The organism is Pseudonocardia sp. NPDC049154, from assembly GCF_040648315.1.
GTDB lineage: Bacteria > Actinomycetota > Actinomycetes > Mycobacteriales > Pseudonocardiaceae > Pseudonocardia.
Map to the genome: position 1 here is coordinate 1 of NZ_JBEZDN010000104.1, position 22,071 is coordinate 22,071.

General features: G+C 74.6%; 23 protein-coding genes. 17 read left to right on the plus strand and 6 right to left on the minus strand.

From position 1 onward, the window contains the following. Nucleotides 1-64: 64 nt before the first annotated feature. The 9 genes from AB0B41_RS32935 to AB0B41_RS32975 all read left to right on the plus strand — a co-directional run bounded on the left by AB0B41_RS32935 (nt 65) and on the right by AB0B41_RS32975 (nt 7,685). Nucleotides 65-697 (plus strand): Maf family protein, encoded by a 633-nt coding sequence (locus AB0B41_RS32935; protein WP_358210317.1) that lies wholly within the window; start codon nt 65-67, stop codon nt 695-697. Between the two features lie 44 nt (nt 698-741). Then, on the plus strand, nt 742-1,641 hold the full coding sequence (locus tag AB0B41_RS32940; RefSeq protein ID WP_358210318.1) for a sulfurtransferase: 900 nt from the start codon (nt 742-744) through the stop codon (nt 1,639-1,641). Further along, complete coding sequence (locus AB0B41_RS32945) at nt 1,638-2,075, plus strand: SufE family protein (RefSeq protein ID WP_358210320.1); 438 nt, start codon at nt 1,638-1,640, stop codon at nt 2,073-2,075. Before AB0B41_RS32940 ends, AB0B41_RS32945 begins: the two co-directional genes overlap by 4 nt. Before the next feature lie 134 nt (nt 2,076-2,209). Further along, complete coding sequence (locus tag AB0B41_RS32950) at nt 2,210-3,184, plus strand: TIGR04222 domain-containing membrane protein (RefSeq protein WP_358210322.1); 975 nt, start codon at nt 2,210-2,212, stop codon at nt 3,182-3,184. A 34-nt stretch (nt 3,185-3,218) separates the two neighbouring features. Next, nucleotides 3,219-4,046, plus strand: a complete 828-nt coding sequence (locus AB0B41_RS32955) for a DUF692 domain-containing protein (protein WP_358210324.1) — start codon at nt 3,219-3,221, stop codon at nt 4,044-4,046. Nucleotides 4,047-4,093: 47 nt separating this feature from the next. Beyond that, nucleotides 4,094-4,513, plus strand: a complete 420-nt coding sequence (locus AB0B41_RS32960; RefSeq protein WP_358210326.1) for a hypothetical protein — start codon at nt 4,094-4,096, stop codon at nt 4,511-4,513. Nucleotides 4,514-4,696: 183 nt separating this feature from the next. After that, a complete protein-coding gene (locus tag AB0B41_RS32965) occupies nt 4,697-6,472 on the plus strand; it encodes an acetyl/propionyl/methylcrotonyl-CoA carboxylase subunit alpha (RefSeq protein ID WP_358210328.1) in 1,776 nt (591 codons plus the stop codon). A gap of 65 nt (nt 6,473-6,537) precedes the next feature. Continuing rightward, nucleotides 6,538-6,960, plus strand: coding sequence for a GNAT family N-acetyltransferase (locus AB0B41_RS32970; RefSeq protein WP_358210330.1), 423 nt, complete (start codon nt 6,538-6,540; stop codon nt 6,958-6,960). 221 nt (nt 6,961-7,181) lie between these two features. Further along, a complete protein-coding gene (locus AB0B41_RS32975) occupies nt 7,182-7,685 on the plus strand; it encodes a hypothetical protein (protein ID WP_358210332.1) in 504 nt (167 codons plus the stop codon). Nucleotides 7,686-7,743: 58 nt separating this feature from the next. Here the strand turns inward: AB0B41_RS32975 and AB0B41_RS32980 are convergent, their stop codons facing one another. Beyond that, nucleotides 7,744-8,091, minus strand: a complete 348-nt coding sequence (locus AB0B41_RS32980) for a hypothetical protein (protein WP_037046400.1) — start codon at nt 8,089-8,091, stop codon at nt 7,744-7,746. A gap of 58 nt (nt 8,092-8,149) precedes the next feature. Then, nucleotides 8,150-9,553, minus strand: a complete 1,404-nt coding sequence (locus tag AB0B41_RS32985) for an NAD(P)H-quinone dehydrogenase (protein ID WP_358210361.1) — start codon at nt 9,551-9,553, stop codon at nt 8,150-8,152. A 156-nt stretch (nt 9,554-9,709) separates the two neighbouring features. On the opposite strand from AB0B41_RS32985, the gene AB0B41_RS32990 reads away from it, so the two are divergent. Together AB0B41_RS32990 and AB0B41_RS32995 are read left to right on the plus strand one after the other, a co-directional pair. Then, nucleotides 9,710-10,159, plus strand: coding sequence for a gamma-glutamylcyclotransferase (locus tag AB0B41_RS32990; protein WP_037046394.1), 450 nt, complete (start codon nt 9,710-9,712; stop codon nt 10,157-10,159). A 206-nt stretch (nt 10,160-10,365) separates the two neighbouring features. After that, a complete protein-coding gene (locus AB0B41_RS32995; protein ID WP_358210335.1) occupies nt 10,366-11,313 on the plus strand; it encodes a DUF559 domain-containing protein in 948 nt (315 codons plus the stop codon). 38 nt (nt 11,314-11,351) lie between these two features. On the opposite strand, the gene AB0B41_RS33000 is transcribed toward AB0B41_RS32995, so the two are convergent. Beyond that, entirely contained in the window at nt 11,352-12,587 is a 1,236-nt protein-coding gene (locus AB0B41_RS33000; protein ID WP_358210337.1) for an amidohydrolase, read from the minus strand. A gap of 346 nt (nt 12,588-12,933) precedes the next feature. Between AB0B41_RS33000 and AB0B41_RS33005 the strand changes: the two genes are divergently transcribed. From AB0B41_RS33005 to AB0B41_RS33020, 4 genes are read left to right on the plus strand one after another with little or no spacing between them, the layout of a single operon-like run. Next, nucleotides 12,934-14,655: a protein kinase gene (locus tag AB0B41_RS33005; protein ID WP_358210339.1), complete on the plus strand. Its 1,722-nt coding sequence runs from the start codon at nt 12,934-12,936 to the stop codon at nt 14,653-14,655. A gap of 19 nt (nt 14,656-14,674) precedes the next feature. Continuing rightward, the gene (locus AB0B41_RS33010; RefSeq protein WP_358210341.1) at nt 14,675-15,454 is read left to right on the plus strand and encodes a purine-nucleoside phosphorylase; all 780 of its coding nucleotides are present in this window, start codon (nt 14,675-14,677) and stop codon (nt 15,452-15,454) included. 1 nt (nt 15,455) lies between these two features. Beyond that, nucleotides 15,456-17,084, plus strand: coding sequence for a phospho-sugar mutase (locus tag AB0B41_RS33015; RefSeq protein WP_358210343.1), 1,629 nt, complete (start codon nt 15,456-15,458; stop codon nt 17,082-17,084). Between the two features lie 9 nt (nt 17,085-17,093). After that, nucleotides 17,094-17,546, plus strand: coding sequence for an NAD(P)H-dependent oxidoreductase (locus tag AB0B41_RS33020; protein ID WP_037046380.1), 453 nt, complete (start codon nt 17,094-17,096; stop codon nt 17,544-17,546). Here the strand turns inward: AB0B41_RS33020 and AB0B41_RS33025 are convergent. Continuing rightward, nucleotides 17,536-18,351 (minus strand): SGNH/GDSL hydrolase family protein, encoded by an 816-nt coding sequence (locus AB0B41_RS33025; RefSeq protein WP_358210345.1) that lies wholly within the window; start codon nt 18,349-18,351, stop codon nt 17,536-17,538. The genes AB0B41_RS33020 and AB0B41_RS33025 overlap by 11 nt on opposite strands. Before the next feature lie 181 nt (nt 18,352-18,532). On the opposite strand from AB0B41_RS33025, the gene AB0B41_RS33030 reads away from it, so the two are divergent. Beyond that, the gene (locus tag AB0B41_RS33030; RefSeq protein ID WP_358210347.1) at nt 18,533-19,117 is read left to right on the plus strand and encodes a TetR-like C-terminal domain-containing protein; all 585 of its coding nucleotides are present in this window, start codon (nt 18,533-18,535) and stop codon (nt 19,115-19,117) included. A 15-nt stretch (nt 19,118-19,132) separates the two neighbouring features. Here the strand turns inward: AB0B41_RS33030 and upp are convergent, their stop codons facing one another. After that, nucleotides 19,133-19,756, minus strand: coding sequence for a uracil phosphoribosyltransferase (upp, locus tag AB0B41_RS33035; RefSeq protein ID WP_358210349.1), 624 nt, complete (start codon nt 19,754-19,756; stop codon nt 19,133-19,135). Nucleotides 19,757-19,858: 102 nt separating this feature from the next. Further along, nucleotides 19,859-21,394 (minus strand): hypothetical protein, encoded by a 1,536-nt coding sequence (locus AB0B41_RS33040; RefSeq protein WP_358210351.1) that lies wholly within the window; start codon nt 21,392-21,394, stop codon nt 19,859-19,861. A 398-nt stretch (nt 21,395-21,792) separates the two neighbouring features. On the opposite strand from AB0B41_RS33040, the gene AB0B41_RS33045 reads away from it, so the two are divergent. Beyond that, nucleotides 21,793-22,029 (plus strand): hypothetical protein, encoded by a 237-nt coding sequence (locus tag AB0B41_RS33045; RefSeq protein ID WP_037046372.1) that lies wholly within the window; start codon nt 21,793-21,795, stop codon nt 22,027-22,029. Nucleotides 22,030-22,071: the final 42 nt, after the last annotated feature.

Here is a 22,071-nt window from a genome sequence, read left to right on the forward strand (position 1 = left end):
AAGTGGTGCTCCAGCACCACTTACCGCGCACAGGCGCCGGAGGCGCGGTTCGTACAGTCACGGCGTGCGTCTGGTCCTCGCGTCCGCGTCCCCCGCCCGGCTGTCCGTCCTGCGCGCGGCCGGCCTCGATCCCCTCGTCCGGGTCTCCGACGTCGACGAGGACGCGGTGCTCACCGCGATCCCGGACGCGCCGCCGGCGGAGAAGGTGACCCGGCTGGCCGGCGCGAAGGCCACCACCGTCGCCCGCACGCTGGACGGGACGGCCGACGAGGCCGTCGTCGTCGGCTGCGACTCGATGCTGCTCATCGACGGGGAGCTGGTCGGCAAGCCGCACGACGTCGACACCGCGCGCACCCGCTGGAAGGCGATGGCCGGGCGGACCGGCGAGCTCGTCACCGGGCACGCGGTGCTGCACGTCGTCGACGGCGAGATCGAGCGGGTCGCCGAGGGGCACGCGACCACGACCGTCCGGTTCGGCACGCCGACCGACGCCGAGCTGGAGGCCTACCTGGCGACCGGCGAGCCGCTCGTCGTCGCCGGTGCGTTCACGCTCGACGGGCTCGGCGGCTGGTTCGTCGACGGCATCGACGGCGATCCGTCCAACGTCATCGGGATCAGCCTGCCGCTGGTGCGGCGGCTGCTGGGGGCGTTGGGGATCTCCCCGACGGACCTGTGGACAACTCCCCCGGAGGACTGACGACCGGCGGCGGAGCGGCGGTCGCCGGGACTACCCTCGCGCCCATGGCTCCCACTGACCCGGACCCGAAGTTCGCCGAGTACGCGCACCCGGAGCGGCTCGTCACCACCGCCTGGCTGGCCGAGCACCTCGGTGACCCGGACCTCGTCGTCGTCGAGTCGGACGAGGACGTGCTGCTCTACGACACCGGCCACATCCCGGGCGCGGTGAAGGTGGACTGGCACACCGAGCTGAACCACCCGGTCACGCGGGACTACGTCGACCCCGAGGCCTTCGCGCAGCTGTGCGGCGAGCGCGGCATCGCGCGGGAGAGCACCGTCGTGTTCTACGGCGACCGCAACAACTGGTGGGCCACCTACGCGCTCTGGGTGTTCCGGCTGTTCGGCCACGAGGACGTCCGGATCCTCGACGGCGGCCGCGCGAAGTGGGCCGCCGAGGGCCGCGAGATGACCACCGAGCAGCCGAAGCCGACCCCGGTCGAGTACCCGATCGTGGAGCGGGACGACATCGCGATCCGCGCCTTCAAGGAGGACGTGCTGGGCCACCTCGGCGGCCAGCTCGTCGACGTCCGGTCCCCGGGCGAGTACTCCGGCGAGCTGCTGCACATGCCGGACTACCCGCAGGAGGGCGCCGTCCGGGGCGGCCACATCCCCGGCGCGTCGAGCGTGCCGTGGGCGCGCGCGGCCAACGAGGACGGCACGTTCAAGTCCCGCACGGAGCTCTCGGAGATCTACGAGGACGAGCAGGGCCTGGCCAAGGACTCGCCGACGATCGCCTACTGCCGCATCGGCGAGCGGTCCAGCCATACCTGGTTCGTGCTGTCCTACCTGCTCGGGTTCGAGGGCGTCCGCAACTACGACGGCAGCTGGACCGAGTGGGGCAACTCGGTGCGGGTCCCGATCGTGCAGGGCACGGAAAAGGGCGCTGTGCAGGGGTCGTCATGAGCCTTCCTCCCGCCCTGGCGGAGCTCGTCGAGGACTTCGAGGCGGTCGGTCCGAAGGACCGCCTCCAGCTCCTCCTCGAGCTCAGCCAGGAGCTCCCCGATCTCCCCGACCGGTACGCCGACGCGGCGGGGTCGATGGAGCAGGTGCACGAGTGCCAGTCGCCGCTGTTCCTGGCCGTCGAGGTCGACGAGGACGCGGACCGGCGCGTGCACCTCTTCTTCTCCGCCCCGCCCGAGGCCCCGACCACCCGGGGCTTCGCCGGGATCATGCACACCGGGCTGGACGGCGAGCCGGCGAGCGACGTGCTCGCGGTGCCGGACGACTTCTACACGGCGCTGGGTCTCACCCAGGCCGTGAGCCCGCTGCGGATCCGCGGCATGGCGGCGATGCTGGCGCGGATCAAGAAGCAGGTGCGGGCCGCGGTCGCCGGCTGAGCGGCGCCGGGGCGAGGGTTTCGCCGCCGGGCGACCGCGAACCCTAAGCCTTCGTCAAGAACGTTCCGCAGTGGCCTGCGCCACCTCCATGCTGTCGGTGTCCCACAGGACGACCGACCGGGGGGGTGGTCGTGATGGCGGTACTCGCAGCACCGGGAGATACCTGGGGCATCGATGGCCCCACCTTCCTGTTCCTCTACCTGCTCCTCGCCGCGGTGGTGCTCGTCGCGGCGATGCGGGCGCGGCGGCGGATCGCCGGCGCCGGAGCCGGGCGCACCACCGCCGCGGACCGGGCCGGGCCGCTCTCCGGCCGGCCCCAGGACGTGGCGTACCTGCACGGCGGTCCGGAGCTGGCCGTCTGGTCCGCGCTGAGCGCGATGCACCTGACCGGCACGATCGCGACCGCCGGGCGCGGCGTGGTCCAGGCCGTCGGCCGGCCCGAGACCCGGGCCACCGAGCTCGAGCGGGCGATCCACGCGACGGCCACCTCGCCGACCCCGCAGCACCGGCTGCGGTACCACGGCTCGGTTGCCGCGGCGCTCGACCGGATCCGGGAGCGGCTGGTCGCCGAGCAGCTCCTGCTGTCCGAGGCCCAGCGCGACCGCATCCGCCGGATCGGCGGCTGGATGCTCGCAGTCGCCGTGTTCGGGCTGGTCCGGATCATCGCCGGGGTGGCCGACGCCCGGCCGATCGGCTTCCTCGTGGCCGCGACCGTCGTCGTCGCGGTGATCGGGCTGGTGCAGCTGGTCCGCGTGCCGCAACGCACGGTGGCCGGACAGCGCGCCCTGGAGTTCCTGCGCGACAAGCACTCCGACCTGTCGCCGAGCATGAGGCCGGACTGGGTGGCGCACGGTGCGGGAGCCGCGGCGCTCGGCGTCGGGGTCTTCGGGATGGGCGCTCTGTGGGCGTCCGACCCCGCCTTCGCCGACGAGCTGGCCGCACAGAAGGCCGCGGCCGCGACCGGCGGCTGGAGCGGTGGCTATTCGGACTCCGGCAGCAGCAGCTGGACCTTCGGTGGCGGGGGCGACGGCGGGGGCGGTGGCAGCAGCTGCGGCGGTGGAGGCGGAGGCTGCGGCGGTGGTGGGGGCGGCGGTGGCTGCGGCGGCTGACCGCCCGCCGGGTGTGCTCCGTGCGCCCGGGCCCGTGACCGGCCTCGGTGTCGGCTGGCGGCCCGAGATCGCCGGGGTCGTCGTGGGGGTGCCCGGTCTCGGGTTCTGCGAGGTGATCGCGGAGTCGCTCGACCTCCGGCGCCCCGACCGTCCGCCCGCAGGTCCGTCTCGAGGGGTGACGGACCTGCGGGACCGCGGGATCCCGGTGGTCCCGCACGGGGTGCGGCTCGGCCTGGGGGACGCCCGGGGCGTCGACCCGGGCCGGGTCGCCCACCTGGCCGCCTGCGCCCGGGCGCTCGACGCGCCGCTGGTGAGCGAGCACGTCGCGTTCGTCCGGGCGGGCGGGCGCGAGGCCGGGCACCTGCTGCCGGTGCCGCGCACACGTGAGGCGCTCGCCGTGCTGGTCGAGGGTGTCCGTCGCACGCAGGCCGAGCTGGAGGTTCCCCTCGCGCTGGAGCCGATCGCGGCGCTGTTCGACTGGCCGGACGACGAGTACGCCGAGGGCGACTTCCTCACCGAGCTGCTCGACCGCACCGGCGCGCTGCTGCTGCTCGACGTCGCCAACGTCCACGCCAACGCCCGCAACCGCGGGCAGGACCCGTCGGCCGTCCTCGACCGGATGCCGCTCGATCGGGTGGTGTACGTGCACGTCGCCGGTGGGGCCGTCCACGACGGGCTCTACCACGACACGCACCTCGATCCTGTTCCCTCGGCCGTGCTCACGCTGCTCGAGGAGGTGCGCGAGCGCGGCGCTGCCCCGGCGGTGATGCTGGAACGGGACGGCCGTTACCCGCCCGCCGCGGAACTGCGCGGGGAGCTGGCGGCGATCGCGGCGTCGGCGCGGCTGGAGCCGGTCCCGTGAGCGCCGGCGGAGCCGGTCCCGCGGGCGTCGGAGGAGCCGGTCACGGCATGGCCGGCGAGGCCGGACCGACGGGCGCCGGTGATCTCGCCGCCCGGCAGGCGGCCCTCGTCGCCGCCCTCGTCGACGGCGCCCCGGATCCGCCCGGCTTCGCCGCCGACCGGCTCGCCGCGACCCGGCAGGCGTTGCTGAGCAAGCGGTCCGGGCAGGCGGCCGCGGCGTGGCCGTTGCTCGCGGCCGGCCTCGGTGCCGAGTGGACCGCGTTCGCCTGCGCGGGGCTCGTCGGGCGTCCGGTCGCAGGAGCGGTGCGGGACGGCTGGGACGTCGCCCTGGCCGCCCGATCGGCGGATCGGCTGACCGAGGGCGCGGTCCGCGAGCTCGCCGCCCGGGAACGCGCCTACCGCTACGACGGCGTCCGGCCGCCCCGTCGCCGGCTGATCACGCAGGTCACGAGGCTCCTCCGCCGCTGATCCACGTTTCGGCGCGCTCGTCGCGGGGAAGGTCCCGGCGCGGAGAGACGGTCAGCCGTGACCGTTCGATGACGGATGCCACATCCGCTCGCGTTCGGTGTTCGCTGGGTGAACTCCTAGACTCCGCGGTAACCAACGCGCCGACGCAACGGGGGTCGGCCGCGAGTCACGAGGAGACCGAACGTGCCTGAACTGCGCAAAGTTCTCGTCGCCAACCGGGGGGAGATCGCCGTACGGGTGATCCGGGCCGCACGGGACGCGGGCCTTGCCAGTGTCGCGGTCTACGCCGACCCGGACCGGGACGCGCTGTTCGTGCGCCTGGCCGACGAGGCCTACGCCCTGGGCGGCACCACCGCCGCCGAGTCCTACCTCGACTTCGACAAGGTCATCGGGGCCGCGAAGCAGGCGGAGGCGGACGCGATCCACCCCGGCTACGGCTTCCTGTCGGAGAACGCGGACTTCGCCCAGGCCGTGATCGACGCCGGCATCACCTGGATCGGCCCGTCGCCGGAGTCCATCCGCGACCTCGGCGACAAGGTCACCGCCCGACACATCGCGATGCGCGCCGGCGCCCCGCTCGTCCCCGGCACCGCCGACCCGGTCTCGGGCGCGGACGAGGTGATCGAGTTCACCAAGGAGCACGGGCTGCCCGTCGCGATCAAGGCGGCGTTCGGCGGCGGCGGACGCGGCATGAAGGTCGCGCGCGAGGAGAAGGAGATCGCCGAGCTGTACGAGTCGGCGGTCCGCGAGGCCACCGCCGCCTTCGGTCGCGGCGAGTGCTTCGTCGAGCGCTACCTGGACAAGCCGCGGCACGTCGAGACCCAGGTGCTGGCCGACACCCACGGCAACGTCATCGTCGTCGGCACCCGCGACTGCTCGCTGCAGCGCCGGTTCCAGAAGCTGGTCGAGGAGGCCCCCGCGCCGTTCCTCACCGAGGAGCAGCGCAAGACCCTCTACGACGCCTCCAAGGCGATCGTGAAGGAGGCCGGCTACTACGGCGCCGGCACCGTCGAGTTCCTCATCGGGCAGGACGGGCTGATCACCTTCCTGGAGGTCAACACCCGGCTGCAGGTCGAGCACCCGGTGTCCGAGGAGACCTCCGGGCTGGACCTGGTGCGCGAGCAGTTCCGCATCGCCGAGGGCAAGGAGCTCAACCTCCTCGACGACCCGGAGCCCCGCGGGCACTCGATCGAGTTCCGGATCAACGGCGAGGACGCGGGCCGCAACTTCCTGCCCGCCCCCGGCACCGTGGAGACGATCGCCTACCCGGCCGGCCCGGGCGTGCGCGTCGACGCCGGGGTGGAGGCCGGGTCGGTCGTCGGCGGCCAGTTCGACTCGCTGCTGGCCAAGCTGATCGTGTCCGGCTCGGACCGGAACCAGGCGCTCGAGCGCTCCCGCCGCGCTCTGGCGGAGTTCCAGGTCGGCGGCATGGCCACCGTGCTGGACTTCCACCGGCTCGTGGTGTCCGACCCGGCCTTCGCGGCCGACCGCGAGGAGGACTTCACCGTCCACACCCGCTGGATCGAGACCGAGTGGGACAACACGGTCGAGCCCTTCACCGGCGCGAGCGAGGCCGACGAGGAGGCCGCGCCGCGGCAGAACGTCGTCGTCGAGGTCGGCGGCAAGCGCGTCGAGGTCTCGCTGCCGGGCGACATCTCGTTCGGCGGCGGCGGTGGCGGCGGTGCGGCCGCCAAGGCCAAGCCGCGCAAGCGCGGCGGGGGCGGCGGCGGGGCCAAGGCCTCCGGGGACGCCGTCACCGCACCGATGCAGGGCACGATCATCAAGGTCGCGGTCTCGGACGGCGACACCGTCTCGGCCGGCGACCTGATCGTGGTCCTCGAGGCCATGAAGATGGAGAACCCGGTCACCGCGCACAAGGACGGCACCGTCACCGGGCTGTCCGCCGAGACCGGCTCCTCCATCTCGCAGGGCACGGTCGTCTGCGAGATCAAGGACTGACCCCGTGAGTGCCGAGTGCCCCTGGAGCGGCACTCGGCACTCACGACGCCGTCCGAGCTGCACCGATGGACCCCGTCGAGATCAACGCCGGGACCTGGTACCTCCGCGCGCTGCGCGCCGACGACCGGGTCACCGACGTCCCCTCCCTCACCGAGGCCGGCGTGCCCGACGCACTCGCGCACGTCCGGCTCCGGGCCGCCCAGTGGTCGTCGGACACGGGGTGCTCGTGGGCGGTCGCCGAGCCGACGACCGGCGAGATGCTCGGGGAGATCGCGCTGACCGGGCTGGACGCCGACATCCCGGAGATCACCTGCTGGGCGCTGGAGCGAGCCCGCGGCCGGGGCATGACCACCACCGCGCTGGGCGCCGTGCTGCGCTTCGCGGCCGGCGGGCTCGGCCTGGAGCGGATCCGGTGCGGCGGCTCCGGCCCGGCCGCCGTCCGGCTCGCGGCGCGGTCCGGTGCGCCGGATCTGCTGATCATGGATTGACGTCACCCTCGGCGTCGGGTTGACTCCACAGCGCCAGGTTCGACCGTGTTCGGCGCGCCTGTGCTGCACAAGTACACAGCGCCCGACACGCACCCGTGTGATCACCCCACGGGGCCCGGTCCCTCCGCCACGCGGCCAGGACCGCGCCGCGGATCCGCCCGTCACGAGGCCACCTCGTCGCGGGCACGTCCTCGACAACCACTCGAGAACCAGGATCCGTCATGCCCCCCGACACCCCGTCCGACCCGACGACCGTGTTCGTCACGACCCACATCCACACCGACGGGCCCATCCCGGGCCCGCACTCCCTGCTCACCCTGACCTCGGCGGCACACCGCGCCGACGGGGTCCCGACCGGGACGTTCACCGCGAACCTGCGGGAGCTGCCCGGCGCCACCCTGCACCCGGCGTCGCTGCAGGACTGGCGCACCCGGGCCGTGGACTGGCTCGCCACCCGGCGGGCCGCGCGTCCCCCGGCCCTCGCGACGATCGCCTACGCCCGCTGGGTCGAGCGGCTGCCCGGCCGCGCGGTGTTCGTCGCGGAGCCCCACACGCAGGACTACCTGTTCGTCTACTGGTACCTGCAGCGCTTCGCCGGTGAGTGGCCGTTCGCGGGGAGCCTCTCCGCCGCGTCGTCCCCGATCCGGTCCGCGCGGGCGGCCGAGGCGTGCGTCCTCGCGTCGTGCCGCACGGCGCCCGGCCCCGGCCTCGCCGCGGCGGGCTGAGCCGACCCGGCGCCCCCGGTGGACACCGTCCGCCGGGGGCGCCGTCGTGCAGGGTGCCTCAGTCGCGGTGCGGGCGGACCTCCGGGCGGCCCAGGATCGCGCCACCCACGCCGGCGAGCACGGTCAGCCCGGCCACGATGATCGAGACGAGCCCGAGGCCGCTCAGCAGCAGCCCGACGCCCGCGGAGACCGCACCGACGGCGAGCCCGGCGCGCGGCACGGCGGCGCCGTGCAGCTTCGCCGTGACCAGCCGCGCGGCGCCGGCCGTCAGCACGATCGCCAGGATCGCCGCGGCGCCCGGGAAGGAGGGCAGGAACACGAACAGGAGGTCGTCGGCGAGCTGCCCGGCGACCCCGGCCGCGACCACCGGCAGGACCGGCACGCGGGTGGGGACGGGAGTGGTCATGGCTCCACGGTCCGCTGCGCGCCAGACGGCGGGATCGGGGATGACCCCGATTCGCCCCTTAGTCCAGGTCGCTGTGCTGCATCAGCTGCCGGCCGGCCTCGGTGATCGAGCCGGACAGCGAGGGGTAGACGGAGAAGGTGTGGGCGAGGTCGTCGACACCCAGCCCGTTCTGCACCGCCATCGCGATCGGCAGCACGAGCTCGCTCGCCACCGGGGCCACGACCACGCCGCCGATCACCACGCCCGTCGCCGGGCGGCAGAACAGCTTGACGAAGCCGCGGCGCAGCCCGCGCATCTTCGCCCGCGGGTTGGTGGCCAGCGGGAGCATCACGGTGCGGGCCGGGACCTCGCCGGCGTCGATCGCGCGCTGGCTGATGCCGACGGTCGCGATCTCGGGGCGGGTGAAGACGTTCGACGCGACGGTGCGCAGGCGGATCGGCGCGACGCCCTCGCCGAGGGCGTGCCACATCGCGATGCGGCCCTGCATCGAGCCGACCGACGCCAGCATGAGCAGGCCCGTGCAGTCGCCGGCGGCATAGATGCCGGGGACCGAGGTGCGCGAGACGCGGTCGACCGGGATGAACCCGCCGCGGTCGGTCTCGATGCCGATCTTCTCCAGGCCGATGTCGCGGGTGTTGGGGACCGACCCGACGGTCATCAGCGCGTGCGAACCGCGCACGACCTGGCCGTCGGTGAGGGTGACGACCACGCCGTCGCCCTCGCGCACCACGGACTCGGCGCGCGCCTTGGGGAGGATGTCGACCCCGCGCTCGGCGAAGACGTCCTCGAGGACGGCCGCGGCGTCGGCGTCCTCGCTGGGGAGGACGCGGTCCCGGCTGGAGATCAGGGTGACCTTGCAGCCGAGCTCCACGTAGGCGGAGACGAACTCGGCCCCCGTGACGCCGGAGCCGACCACGATCAGGTGTTCCGGCAGCGCGGGGAGGTCGTAGAGCTGGCGCCAGGTGAGGATGCGCTCGCCGTCCGGCCGCGCCGAGTCGAGCACGCGCGGGGTCGCGCCCGTCGCGATCAGGACGGTGTCGGCCGCCAGCTTCTCGACGGTCCCGTCCCCGTGCCGGACCTCGACGGTGTGCGGCTGGCGGCCGCTCGTCTCGTCGAGGAACGAGGCGGTGCCGTGGACGATCCGGACGCCCTCGCTCTCCACGCGGGCCCGGATGTCGGCCGACTGGGCCAGCGCCAGGCCCTTCACCCGGCCGTTGACCTTGGGCAGGTCGACGCCGGCGGTGTTGCGGTCGAGGAGCACGCCCAGGTCCTCGGCGCGGTGGAGGTCCACGCGGACCGCGGCGGAGGAGATGAAGGTCTTGGACGGGACGCAGTCATGCAGCACGCAGGCGCCGCCCATGCCGTCCTTCTCGACGACGGTCACGTCGCTGCCGTGCTGGGCCGCGACCAGCGCCGCCTCGTACCCGGCGGGGCCACCGCCCATGATCACGATGCGGGTCACCGTACGCACGCCCCTCCGCGAGACAGCAGATCCGACGGCCGGTCCTGGATCGATCCGACCGGTGCGGACGCCGCCCGGCGCCCGTTCATACCGTACGCGTGTCCGCCGAGCGGTCCCGAAGGACCCGGACAAGGCGGGCGCCGTTACCCTGTCCCCGTGCCGCTGTACGCCGCCTACGGGTCGAACATGGATCCGGGCCAGATGAAGGAGCGCGCCCCGCACTCGCCGATGGCGGGCACCGGGTGGCTGATGGGCTGGCGCCTGACCTTCGGCGGCGAGGACTACGCCTGGGAGGGCGCGCTCTCCACCGTCGTGGAGGACCCGACGTCGCAGGTGTTCGTGGTGCTCTACGACGTCCCGGACCACGACGCCGCCCAGCTCGATCGCTGGGAGGGTGGCGAGCTCGGGCTGCACAAGAAGCTCCGGCTGCGGGTACAGACCCTCGAGGGCAGCGTGCTCGCCTGGATCTACGTGCTCAACGCCTACGAGGGCGGCCTCCCCAGCGCCCGCTACCTCGGCGTGATCGCCGACGCCGCGGAAGCCGCCGGCGCCCCGGACGACTACGTCACCGAACTCCGCAACCGCCCCAGCCAGAAGAGCGTGTAGCTTCCGTCCGGTCCCGCGAGTCGGGACTTCTGGCAGCGCGAGTCGCGAGTTCTGGCAGCGCGAGTCGCGAGTTCCGACAGCGCGAGTCGCGAGCTGTGGTCATCTGCGTGCGCTCGGACGGTCCTCCCCATCCACACCCCGGTGGATCTGTCCACAGCCTCGATGCTCGTCCGCTGATCAGCCCGCGGCGGCGGCACGGTTTGACCATGACCACCTCCGAGTCCGGGACCCATGGCGCGCGCCGCAAGTCGGACGTCCGACGTCAGATGGGCGATTCCGCGATGCGCGGCGCCCTGAGATCGGGCGAGCTCCATGCGCAGTGGCGCGGTGTACTCGTCCCCGGAACGCGCACGACCGATCCTCTCACCGTCGCCGCTGCGGCCTGTTCGTTCGCCGGGCCCGCGGCCGTGATAAGCGGCTGGACGGCGACCTGGTTACACGGCTGCACCGCCGTCGACCCGCTCCCGGTCCACCTCACCGTGCCGTACGGACATTGGCTGCGCGCACGTCCCGGCCTCGTGGCCCACAACGGCCTCCACCTCTCCGACGACGCGGTCGAGATCGACGGGCTCGCCGTGCTCGCTCTTGATCGGGTGCTGGCCGACTTGCTGTGCCGCGACCGGCCTCAGGACGCGCTTGCGGTGCTCGACCAGGCGTTGGCCGCGGTCGTCCCCGCAGAACGAGAGGCTTTCCGGCAGCGCATCGGCGAGCGGATCACGAACCGCAGCGACCCCCGCGGGCGACGCAGGGCGGCGCAACTGCTGGATCTGGCCACCGGGCTCGCGTTCTCACCGGCGGAGAGCCGGATGCTGTTCAGGCTCGTCGACCTGGGTTTCCCGGTCCCGCAGGTCAACCTGCCCGTGCACGACGCGAGGGGTGCAGTGCTGTTCCTCCTCGACCATGCCTGGCCCGAGTACCGCATCGCAGTCGAGTACGACGGTCACGTGGCCCACCTCGGGCGCGAGGACGAGGACGCCGCGCGACAGGCCGAGCTGGAGCGCCGCGGTTTCATCGTCGTCCGCGTCCGGGCCGCCGACATGCGCGACCTCAGCCGGGTCGAGCGCGAACTCGACGCAGCATTTCGTGCGCGCGGGCTCACTCTCAACCGGAAGATCGGTACCCTGCAGCCGCGCAGACACCGACAGCGGCCCTGACTCCCGACTCGCGCTGCCAGAACTCCCGACTCGCGGGGTTACGCCAGGGCTTGCAGGGCGCTGTTCACCAGCACGCGGACTCCGAAGGGGAGGGCGCGTTCGTCGAGGTCGAAGGTGGGCTGGTGGATGTCCTTCATCGGACCCACCCCCGGCCACACCCCCAGCCGCGCCATCGCGCCCGGCACCTTCTCCAGGTACCACGCGAAGTCCTCGCCGCCGCTGGACTGCTCGGTGTCGGCGGCGGCGTCGGGCCCGCCGGTGAGGATCGCGGCGTCGCGCAGCATGCCGGAGCTCGCGGCCTCGTTGACCACCGGCGGCACCCCGCGGATGTGGTCGATCACGTACCCGACGCCGAGCGGCGCGAGGACAGCCGCGGCCAGCGCCCGGAACTTGTCCTCCAGCTCGGTCCAGGTGGCGTGGTCGGCGGTGCGCAGCGTGCCGCGCAGCACGCCGGCCTGCGGGATCGCGTTGGCGGCCTCCCCGGCCTGCACCGCGCCCCAGACCAGGACGGTGCCCGAGCGCGGGTCGACCTGGCGGGTGAGCAGCAGCGGGAGCTGGGTGATCAGCAGCCCGAGCGCCTCGACGAGGTCGCCGGTCAGGTGGGGGCGGGCGGTGTGCCCGCCGGGCGAGGTCAGCCGGATCTCGACGACGTCGCACGCCGACGTGATCGGCCCGACCCGGGTGCCGAGCCGGCCGACCTCCAGCCGCGGGTCGCAGTGCAGCGCGAAGATGCGCTCGACGTCGTCCATCGCGCCGTCGGCCACGACGTCGATCGCGCCGCCGGGCTGGACCTCCTCGGCGGGCTGGAACACCAGCCGCACGCGGCCGGGGAGCGAGGGCGCGGAGGCGAGTGCCAGACCGGCGCCGAGCACCATCGCGGTGTGCGCGTCGTGCCCGCAGGCGTGCATCACGTTGGGCACGGTGGAGGCGAACGGCAGGCCGGTCTCCTCGCCGAGGGGCAGGGCGTCCAGGTCCGCACGCAGGGCCACGCAGCGGTCGCCGCGGCCCACGTCGCAGACGAGGCCGGTGCCGCCGGGCAGGGTGCGGGGCTCGAGGCCGGCGGCCATCAGGCGGCGGGCCACGAGGGCGGTCGTACGATGCTCGTCACGACCGAGTTCCGGTACGGAGTGCAGCGACCGGCGGACGGCGACGACGTCGGACCGGTGGGCCGAGAGCCACTGGTCCAGCCAGGCCGGGCCGGTGCCCGCGCCGATGTCGGTGACCACCTGGTCACCGCTGGTCGCGAGCTCGGGGTGCGCCTCGAGCAGGGTCACCGGACATCACCGGTTCGACCCGCCTCTCGAGGGCTCTTCGCTCTGTCCTGCATTGGTCCATGGTGCTCACCCGGTCAGCGGTGTACCAACCCGAAACCGGGCGTTCACCGGGTATCCGCGCCGAGGGGTCGGCGATCTGCTGCGGACGGCCCGCCCGTCCGTGACGAGCGGTTGCCGCAGGTTGCGACGAACGGGCGGCCCTGCCGCTCGGCGACGGAAAGGGTGCTGCACAGCGTCGTCACCCGGTCACGTGACGTGCCCGTTTGTGCTGGTCCAGGCCACGTCCGGGTCGTCCGCAGGCGTACCCGCCCGCACACGCGTGCGGGGCGTCGCCGACAATGGTCGTGTGTCCACGCAGGAAGACGAGCAGCCGGGCCGCGTCGTCGGCGACCGGTACCGCCTCTCCGCGCAGCTCGGCAGCGGGGCGATGGGCACGGTGTGGTCGGGGTACGACGAGGTCCTGCGCCGCCGGGTGGCCGTCAAGGAGCTGAAGGTCCCGCGCGGGGTCCCGGAGCGGGAGGCGCTCGGGATGCGCGAGCGGATGCTCCGCGAGGCGCGCGCCCTGGGCGGGCTGTCGCACCCGAACGTGATCACGGTGTTCGACGTCGTCGACGCGGCCGGCGAGCCGCTCGTCGTCCTCGAGATGGTCCCCTCCCGCAACCTCGCGACGATCATCTCCGAGCAGGGCCGGCTGAACCAGCGCCAGGCCGCCGTCGTCGGCTACGCCACCGCGGCGGCGCTGCGGGCCGCGCACCGCGCCGGGATCACGCACCGGGACGTCAAGCCCGGGAACGTGCTCGTCGCCCACGACGGGCGCATCAAGCTCACCGACTTCGGGATCGCGCGCAACGCCTCGGACGCGCCGATGACCACCGCCGGGCTCGTCCTCGGCTCCCCCGCCTACATCGCCCCCGAGGTCGCGATGGGCGGCGCGGTCACTCCCGCCGCGGACCTCTGGGGCCTGGGCGCCACGCTGTTCGCCGCGATCGAGGGCCGCCCGCCCTACGACGTCAAGGGCGACCCCGTCTCCACCATCACCGAGGTGGTCGACGGCGCGGTGCCCCGCCCGCGGGAGCACGGGCCCGTCGCCGAGGTCATCGCGGCGCTGATGGTCAAGGACCCCGACCAGCGGATGCCGCTCGACGAGGTGCGCCGCCGGCTGCGCCCGCTGCTCGACGACCCGGACGACCCGCTCTACCCCGGCTCGCCCGACGCGCCGACCACCTACTCCGCGGTCGCCGCCCGCCCGGAGGCGGTGCCGGAGCCCCGGGTGGCCGCGTCGGGTCCGGTGCAGGCGCCGGAGCCGTGGGGTGGCACCTACGGCCCCGCCGGCTCGACCCGGCTCCCGGCGGCCGATCCGCACCAGGGCCCGCACCCCGCCGCGCGCGGCCTCGCCGCCGCGCCCGGCCCGCTCCCCACCCCGACGGGGGCCCACGCGCCGGCCCGCCCGCCCGTTCGCCAGGCGGCCGGACCCACCGCCCGCTCCACCACGATCTCGATGCCGACCCGCTGGGCGCTGCCGCTGGCCGTCGCCGGGGCGCTGCTCGTCCTGCTCGGGGCGGCCGGCGGCTACAGCGTGGTCCGCTCGCTCGCCGGGCAGTCCCCGTCGTCGACGGTCACGGTCACCACGGACCGCAGCCCGACGACCACCCACGGCGACCCCGCCGGGTGGAGCCTCGCGGTGCCCTCGACCTGGGCGCAGTACCGGGACGGCGACACGAACCCCGTCGTCCGCTTCGTCTCCGCCGACGGGTCCGAGGCCTTGGCCGTGTGGCGGGCCGGGTCCGAGGACGAGATCACCGCCGGGCTCACGGCCGCGCATCTCGGGGTCGACGCCGTCGACGTGACACCCTCCGAGCCCGTCGCCGGCGCCCCCGACGGCGTCCGCGAGCGGCGGTACACGACCACCGAGGGCTCCCAGCAGCGCACCACGGTCCTGCGCACCGTCCCCGCGGCCGACGGTCTGTGGGCCTTGTCCCTCACCGTGCCGGCCGAGCGCGCGGGCGACCGCTCCGCCGCGCTGTTCACCGCGCTCGCCGCAACCTTCACGACACCGGCCGCCGGGTGATCACCCGTACCCTTCGCGCATGAGCATGGCGACCGAGGCCGCGCAGGCGCTGGCGAACGCGACCGGAGCGGACTCGCACGACGTCGCAGTGGTCCTGGGCTCGGGGTGGCGGCCCGCCGCGGACGTGATCGGCACCGGCTCGGACGTCCCGATGGCCGGGCTGCCCGGGTTCGTCCCGCCCGCCGTCGAGGGGCACGGCGGCACGGTCCGCTCGCTGACCGTCGGCGACCGCCGGGTCCTGGTGCTGCTCGGCCGCACGCACGGCTACGAGGGGCACCCGGTCGAGGCCGTGGTGCACGGTGTCCGGACGGCCGCGGCCGCGAGGTGCCGCACGATCGTGCTGACGAACGCGGCGGGCGGGATCCGGGAGGGCATGTCCGTCGGCCAGCCGGTCCTGATCAGCGACCACCTCAACCTCACGGCCCGGTCGCCGCTGGTGGGGCCGCGGTTCATCGACCTCACCGACCTCTACTCGGTCCGGCTGCGCAAGCTCGCGCGGGAGATCGACCCGTCGCTCGAGGAGGGCGTCTACGCCGGGCTGCCCGGCCCCCACTTCGAGACGCCGGCCGAGATCCGGATGCTGCGCACGCTCGGCGCCGACCTGGTCGGGATGTCCACGGTGCTCGAGGCGATCGCCGCACGCGCCGAGGGCGTCGAGGTGTTCGGGCTGTCGCTGGTCACCAACCTCGCCGCCGGGATGACCGGTCAGCCGCTCGACCACGAGGAGGTCCTCGAGGCCGGTCGCGCCTCGGCGACCCGGATGGGCGAGCTGCTGCGCGAGCTGGTCGCGCGCGCCTGACATGGGTCTGGACCCCGCGCTGCGGGACGCGGCGATGCGCTGGATCGCCGACGACCCCGACCCCGCCAGCCGCACCGCGCTGCAGACGCTCCTGGTCGACGCCATGACCGAGGGCGCGACGACGACCGTCGGCTCGGCAGGATCCGCTCCCGACGCCCTGGCCGACGCCCTGTCCGGCCCGCTGCGCTTCGGCACCGCCGGGCTGCGCGGCCCGGTCCGGGCGGGCCCGGCGGGCATGAACGTCGCCGTGGTCCGGCGCGCCACCGCGGGCCTCGCCGCCTGGCTGGTCGCGCGCGGGGCACGGGGCCGCACGGTCGTCGTCGGGCGGGATGCGCGGCACGGGTCGGCGGCGTTCGCCCGCGAGACGGCCGGGGTCCTGGCCGCGGCCGGGTTCGCGGTGCACGTGCTGCCCGGGCCGGCACCCACGCCGGTGCTCGCGTTCGCGGTGCAGCAGCGAGGGGCGGCGGCCGGGGTGCAGATCACCGCCTCGCACAACCCGCCGCAGGACAACGGCTACAAGGTCTACCTCGGCGAGGGCGTGAGCGACGCACCCGGCGCCCAGCTCGTCGCGCCCGCAGACGCGGAGATCGAGGCCGCGATCGGCGCCGCGCCCGCCGCCGTGTCGATCCCGACCGACGGCCCGACGACCGTCGACGACCCGACCGAGGAGTACCTGGACCGGGTTGCCGGGCTCGGCACTGCGACCACCGTCCTGCGGATCGCACTCACGCCGATGCACGGCGTCGGGGGCGCCACGGCCGTGCACGCGTTGGCGCGCTGCGGGTTCACCGACGTCCACGTCGTCGGTGAGCAGGCGGCACCGGACCCGGACTTCCCGACCGTCGCCTTCCCCAACCCGGAGGAGCCCGGGGCGACCGACCTCCTGCTCGCGCTGGCCGCGGAGCAGGACGCCGACCTCGCGATCGCCCTGGACCCCGACGCGGACCGCTGTGCCCTCGGCGTCCCGACGCCCGCCGGCTGGCGGATGCTCACCGGCGACGAGACCGGCGTCCTCCTCGGCGACCACCTGCTGCGCGGCCGCACCGGCCTCGTCGCGACCACCGTGGTGTCGAGCTCGATGCTCGCGAAGGTCGCCGCCGCCCACGGCGCCCCGTCCGCGGAGACGCTGACCGGCTTCAAGTGGATCGTCCGCGCGGGGCCCGGCCTCGTCTACGGCTACGAGGAGGCCCTCGGGTACTGCGTCGACCCGGAGGCGGTGCGGGACAAGGACGGGATCGGCGCGGCCGTGGTCGCCGCCGATCTCGCGGCCGGGCTGAAGGCCGCCGGACGCACCCTCCTCGATCACCTCGATGGGCTCTCCCGGACCCACGGCGTGCACCGCACCGTCGGGATCTCCCTGCGGATGGCCCCCGAGCAGCGCGACGCGGTGGTGGCCCGGCTGGCCGCCGCGCCGCCGGAGGGCTGGAGCGCCGACCGGCCCGCCCCGGACGTCCTGCGGCTCCGCCGCGACCGGATGCGGGTCGTGGTGCGCCCCTCCGGAACCGAGCCGAAGCTCAAGGCCTACCTGGAGGTCGTCGAGCCGCCCACGGAGGACCTGGACGCCGCCCGCGCCCGCGCCGACGCGCGGATGACCGCGCTCCGGGAGGAGATCACGACCCTCATCGGGTAGGACGGGCCCGTGGCAGTCCTGCTGATCGTCCACCACACGCCGTCGCCGGCCACCCAGGAGCTGCTCGACGCCGTGGTCCGCGGCGCGAGCGACCCCGAGATCACCGGGGTGGAGGTGCGCCGCCGGGCCGCGCTCGCGGCGACCGCGTCGGACCTGCTCGAGGCCGACGGCGTGGTGCTCGGCACCCCCGCCAACATCGGCTACATGTCCGGGGCGCTGAAGCACTTCTTCGACCAGGTCTACTACGTCTGCGGCGACGACACCCGCAAGCTCCCGTACGGCCTGTACGTGCACGGCAACCAGGGCGTGGAGGGCGCGGTGAAGGCCGTCGGCGCGATCGCCTCGGGCATGGGCTGGGAGCAGGTCGCCGCGCCGGTGGAGGTCATGGGTCCGCCGGACAAGGCAGCGCTGGAGGCGTGCTGGGAGCTCGGGGCGACGGTGGCCGCGGGGCTCAGCGAGTGACGGCCGCGGCCGAGACCGGCGGCACCGGCGCCGCCCGCCGCTGCGCCAGCCAGCCCTCGACCTCCGTGGTCCACATCGCGGCGATCTTGCGGTAGCCCCCGGCGTTGGCGTGCAGGCCGTCGACGAAGTCCCCGGCGGACAGCAGCGACGAGGTGTCCACGAACTCCACGGAGTGGCCGAGCGCGCGGTGCCGGGCGACGACGTCCGGCGTCAGCCGCGCCAGCGCCGTCCGCTCGGTGACCCGCGTGGGCAGGGGCGCCCAGATCCCCGCGACGATCACGTGGGTCTGCGGCGCGGCGGCGAAGACCCTGTCGAGCAACGCGTCGAGCCGGCGGGCGGCGACGGCCCCCTTCGTCCCGGAGTTCACGTCGTTGGTGCCCATGTGCAGCAGGACGACGTCCGGGTCGGCCTCGGCCACCCACGCGCCGACCTGGGGGATCATCTTCTCCAGCGTCCAGCCGGAGTGGCCCTCGTTGTCCGGGTCGGCCATCCCGGCCGGTCCGCTGCGCCGCGACCCCACGTAGTCGACGCGGATGCCGTCCGCGGCCAGCTCGGCGAACAGCGGCGCCCGGTACCCGGCGGTGGCGGGGCTGCCCACGCCCTCGGTGCTCGACGCGCCCAGCGGCATCACCCGCAGCGTCGACCTCGGCCCGGCGCCCTCGCCCGCGGTGCGCACCCCGGCCGCGGACGCGCCCTCGTCGGCCGGGATCCCGGCGACGACCAGGCCCGCGACGAGCAACGCGGTGAGCTGCAACGGAACCCGCCGCAGGGAAATCCGGCGGAGCCCCCCGACCCAGCCGCGCATGCCGCCCTCCCGACCGGGCGCGCCCCCGATCGGCACGACCCACGGGAAGATCTCCCGAACGGCCCCGGGTGTTACTCGTCCGCGGCGGCCGGGCCGGCGCGGCTTCGTCACACACCCGTGTCCGGACCGTGACCGCAACGTGAACGGGCGGGACCCCGGGGCGGAGGGGTAGCCTCCGCCGGTGCCCCGGCCCAAGGTCCACGACGACGTGTTGCGCGACAGGCTGCGCGCCCGTGCGGCGGAGCTGCTGAGCGCACACGGCGTGACCGGGCTGTCGCTGCGCACGCTGGCCGCGGACGTCGGGACGTCGACCACTGCGGTCTACGCGCTCTTCGGCGGCAAGCCCGGCCTGGTGAAGTCCCTGGTCGACGACGCGTTCCGGCGGCTGCGCCGGACGCTCACGGCGGTCCCGCCGACCGGCGACCCGGCCGAGCAGCTGGTCGCGCTCGGCGAGGCCTACCGCGCCGACGCCCTGCACGACCCGCACCTCTACGACGCGATGTTCGACCGCGACCAGCTCGACGCCGAGTCGCGCGAGCTGCAGGAGGCGGCGTTCACCCCGCTCGTCGAGGCGGTGGAGCGGGCGGTCGACGCCAAGGTGCTGCGGGACGACGCGCACCCGCCGACCGTCGCGCTCGGGCTCTGGTCGGCGCTGCACGGGCTGGTGTCGATCCAGCTGCACGCGCACACCCCGGACGCGGTCGACGACCCGGCGAAGGGCTTCCCGGTCGTCCTGCGCGCGGTGGTCGACGGCTGGCGGGCCTGACGGCCCCGGCCGCGCTCAGACCGCGCCGAACTGCCGGTCCCCCGCGTCGCCGAGGCCGGGGACGATGAAGGCGGAGTCGTTGAGCCGCTCGTCGATCGCGGCGGTGACCAGCCGTACCGGGAGCCCGCTCGCCCCGAGCGTCCGGACGCCCTCGGGCGCGGCGAGCACGCAGACCGCGGTGACGTCGTCGGCGCCCCTGGCGGTGAGCAGTTCCACGGTGTGCACCATCGAGCCGCCGGTGGCGAGCATGGGGTCGAGCACGAACACCGGGCGCCCGACGAGCGAGGCCGGCAGCGACTCCATGTACGGGGTGGGGCGGTGGGTCTCCTCGTCCCGCGCCACGCCCACGAACCCCATCTGCGCCTCGGGGATCAGGTTCTGCGCGGCGTCGACCATGCCCAGACCGGCGCGGAGCACCGGTACCAGCACGGGCGGGTTCGCGAGCCGGTGACCGGTCGTGCGGGCGACCGGGGTGTGCAGCGGGAAGTCCGCCACCTCGAAGCCGCGGGTCGCCTCGACGATCAACAGCAGGGTGAGATCGCGCAGTGCGGCGCGGAAGGCCGCGTTGTCCGTGCGCGCGTCGCGCATCGTGGTGAGCCGAGCCCTGGCCAGAGGATGGTCGACGACCCGCACGTCCATGGGCCGGACCCTAGCGGGAGCTGTACCGATTCCTCGGGCCGAATCCTCAGGGCCGATTTCTCAGGGCCGAATCCTCAGGGCCGATTTCTCAGGGCCGAATCCTCAGGGCCGCGCCCGCCCCGGTGTGGCGCTCGTCCACGTCCACCGCCCGTCCGCACCGGGCCGGGCGACGATCCGGTCCTCCAGCACCGGGTCGCGCTCGTGCTCCAGGCAGCCCGTGGCCGCCCAGCAGTCGATCCGGATCTCCGTCGCCGTGGCGTCGAGCCGCAGGAAGCTCTTGAGCATCGGCGGACGGTCGGTGTCGTAGAGCACGGAGGTCCAGTTCTCCGACCGCCCCTTCGGCCCGCCCAGCACCCGGTCGGCGGCCCGCCGCGCCCGCGGCGAGATCTCCGCCGGCGGGGTGCCCGTCCGCGGCGGCGCGATCCCGATCCGCTCGGCCATGATCGTGGTCGCGTCGGCCGGCGAGACGACGGCGGTGCCGGTCCCGAACCGGCGCAACGCGTCGTAGCGGCGGCTGAAGTGCGCGAGCGAGTCCCCGCGCAGCGGGTAGCAGCGGAACTCCTCCTCCGTGCACTCCGGCGCCAGCACGTCGACGTTCGGGATGGGGTGCGTGGCGGAGAGGTAGGCCCCGCTGCCGCCCGCGACGAGGTGCAGGATCTCGCGGCCGTCGGCGAGCCGGACCGGGTAGCGCTGGTAGTTGTGGTCGTCGCCGCCGACCACCGCGACGACGGACGCACGCGGGTCGCGCACCAGGTCCGCCACGGTGCCGCCGCCCTCGATCGGGCAGGGGCGGTGCTCGGCGTAGGTGATCAGGGGCTTCCCGGTGAGCACGATCGTCGGCCGGCCGGCGGCGAAGAGGGTGTCCCGCAGCCACTCCCCCTGCTCCCGGTCGAGGCCCCCGCGGATCCCGGTGTCGATCAGCACGAGCCGGACCGGGCCGGCGTCGATCGCGCAGTACGGCCCCGGCTGGAGCGCGCGCTGCGCCGCGGCCGGCCGCCACGCCCGCGCCGCCTCGAGGTCGGCGGTCCGACCGCGCGGCCCGCGGCGCCACAGCAGCCCACGCAGGAACGCCTTCCACCCCGTGCCGGTGGCCGCGGGCGCCGCCTCCTCCGGAGGGGTGCCGCAGAACCAGCTCATGAAGCCGGTGAGGCCGTCGTACCAGTCGTGGTTGCCGGGCAGGCCGTAGATCGGGCCCGGGTGGTCGGCGTACGGGCGGGCGAGCTTGGCCGCGTACCCGCGCAGCCCGCCGGCCGGGTAGATCACGTCCGAGACGACGACCGCGAGGTCGGTGTCCCCGGCCACCCGCTGCAGCACGGGCACCACGCAGTACTGCGACGCGTCGCCCTCGCCCGGGTCGCCGAGCAGCGCGACCGCGATCGAGTCCCGCCCCGCGAACCGGTCGACGAGCCGGCCGGGGTCGGGCCCGCGCCGCGCGTCGAGCCGGCGCAGCCACTCCCGGCGCATGTCGTCCGTGGGGTCGCCGAGGAGCCGGACGAGCCGGTCGTTGCGGGACTGCCACAGCGGCGCGGGCCGCAGCCACGACAACCGCGCGCCTCCCGGGACGGCGGCGATCCCCGTGCCAGGATGCTCGCAGCCGTAGCCGGTGTTGGCCTCGTCGAGCCGGGAAGGGTCGTGCACCCGGTGATCGTCGCAGGGACGCCGCCCCCCTCGACCACCCGCCGGTCCGGGTGGGGACGACCGCGGTTTCGTCACCCTGCGTCCCCGTCCGGACGCGCCCTGCGGCCGTCCGCGGGACCTGGTGTGCACCGCGCGGACGACCCTCGATCCGGTCCCCCGGCCACCCTGGGCACACGAGACACCATGATCGACTTCTCGGCGCCGATCTCGGTCACCCGGCGTGCCCGGCATCCGGAGGTGACACCAGTGATCAACTGGATCGTGCGCGAATCGCACCGACCTCCGCACCGGCCGTGACCACAGGTGCCATTTATCTGACCCGAACGGGTGGTATGGCACGAACACTGTCACGCCGGAGCCGCCGCCGACGCTGTACTAGGTGACTAGGAGGTGATCCGGTGCCGGAGAACACGACTTCGGACGAGCAGACCCTGGTGGCTGCCGCCGAGAAGCTCACCCAGTGCGACGGGTACGTGGTGCTCGCCGTCGACCCGCAGACCGGGGAGGTGGACGCGCACGGGCCGTTCGACGGGCTGACCGCGACGGTGAAGGCCGACCAGCTGCGTCGGGACTTCGACCGCGGCGGTCTGGAGGACGTCACGGTGGGCGTCGTCCGTCTGCACAGCTCGACCTGACGTTCCGGGCCGGCACCGGCCGCCCGCCCGCACCGCGGGCGG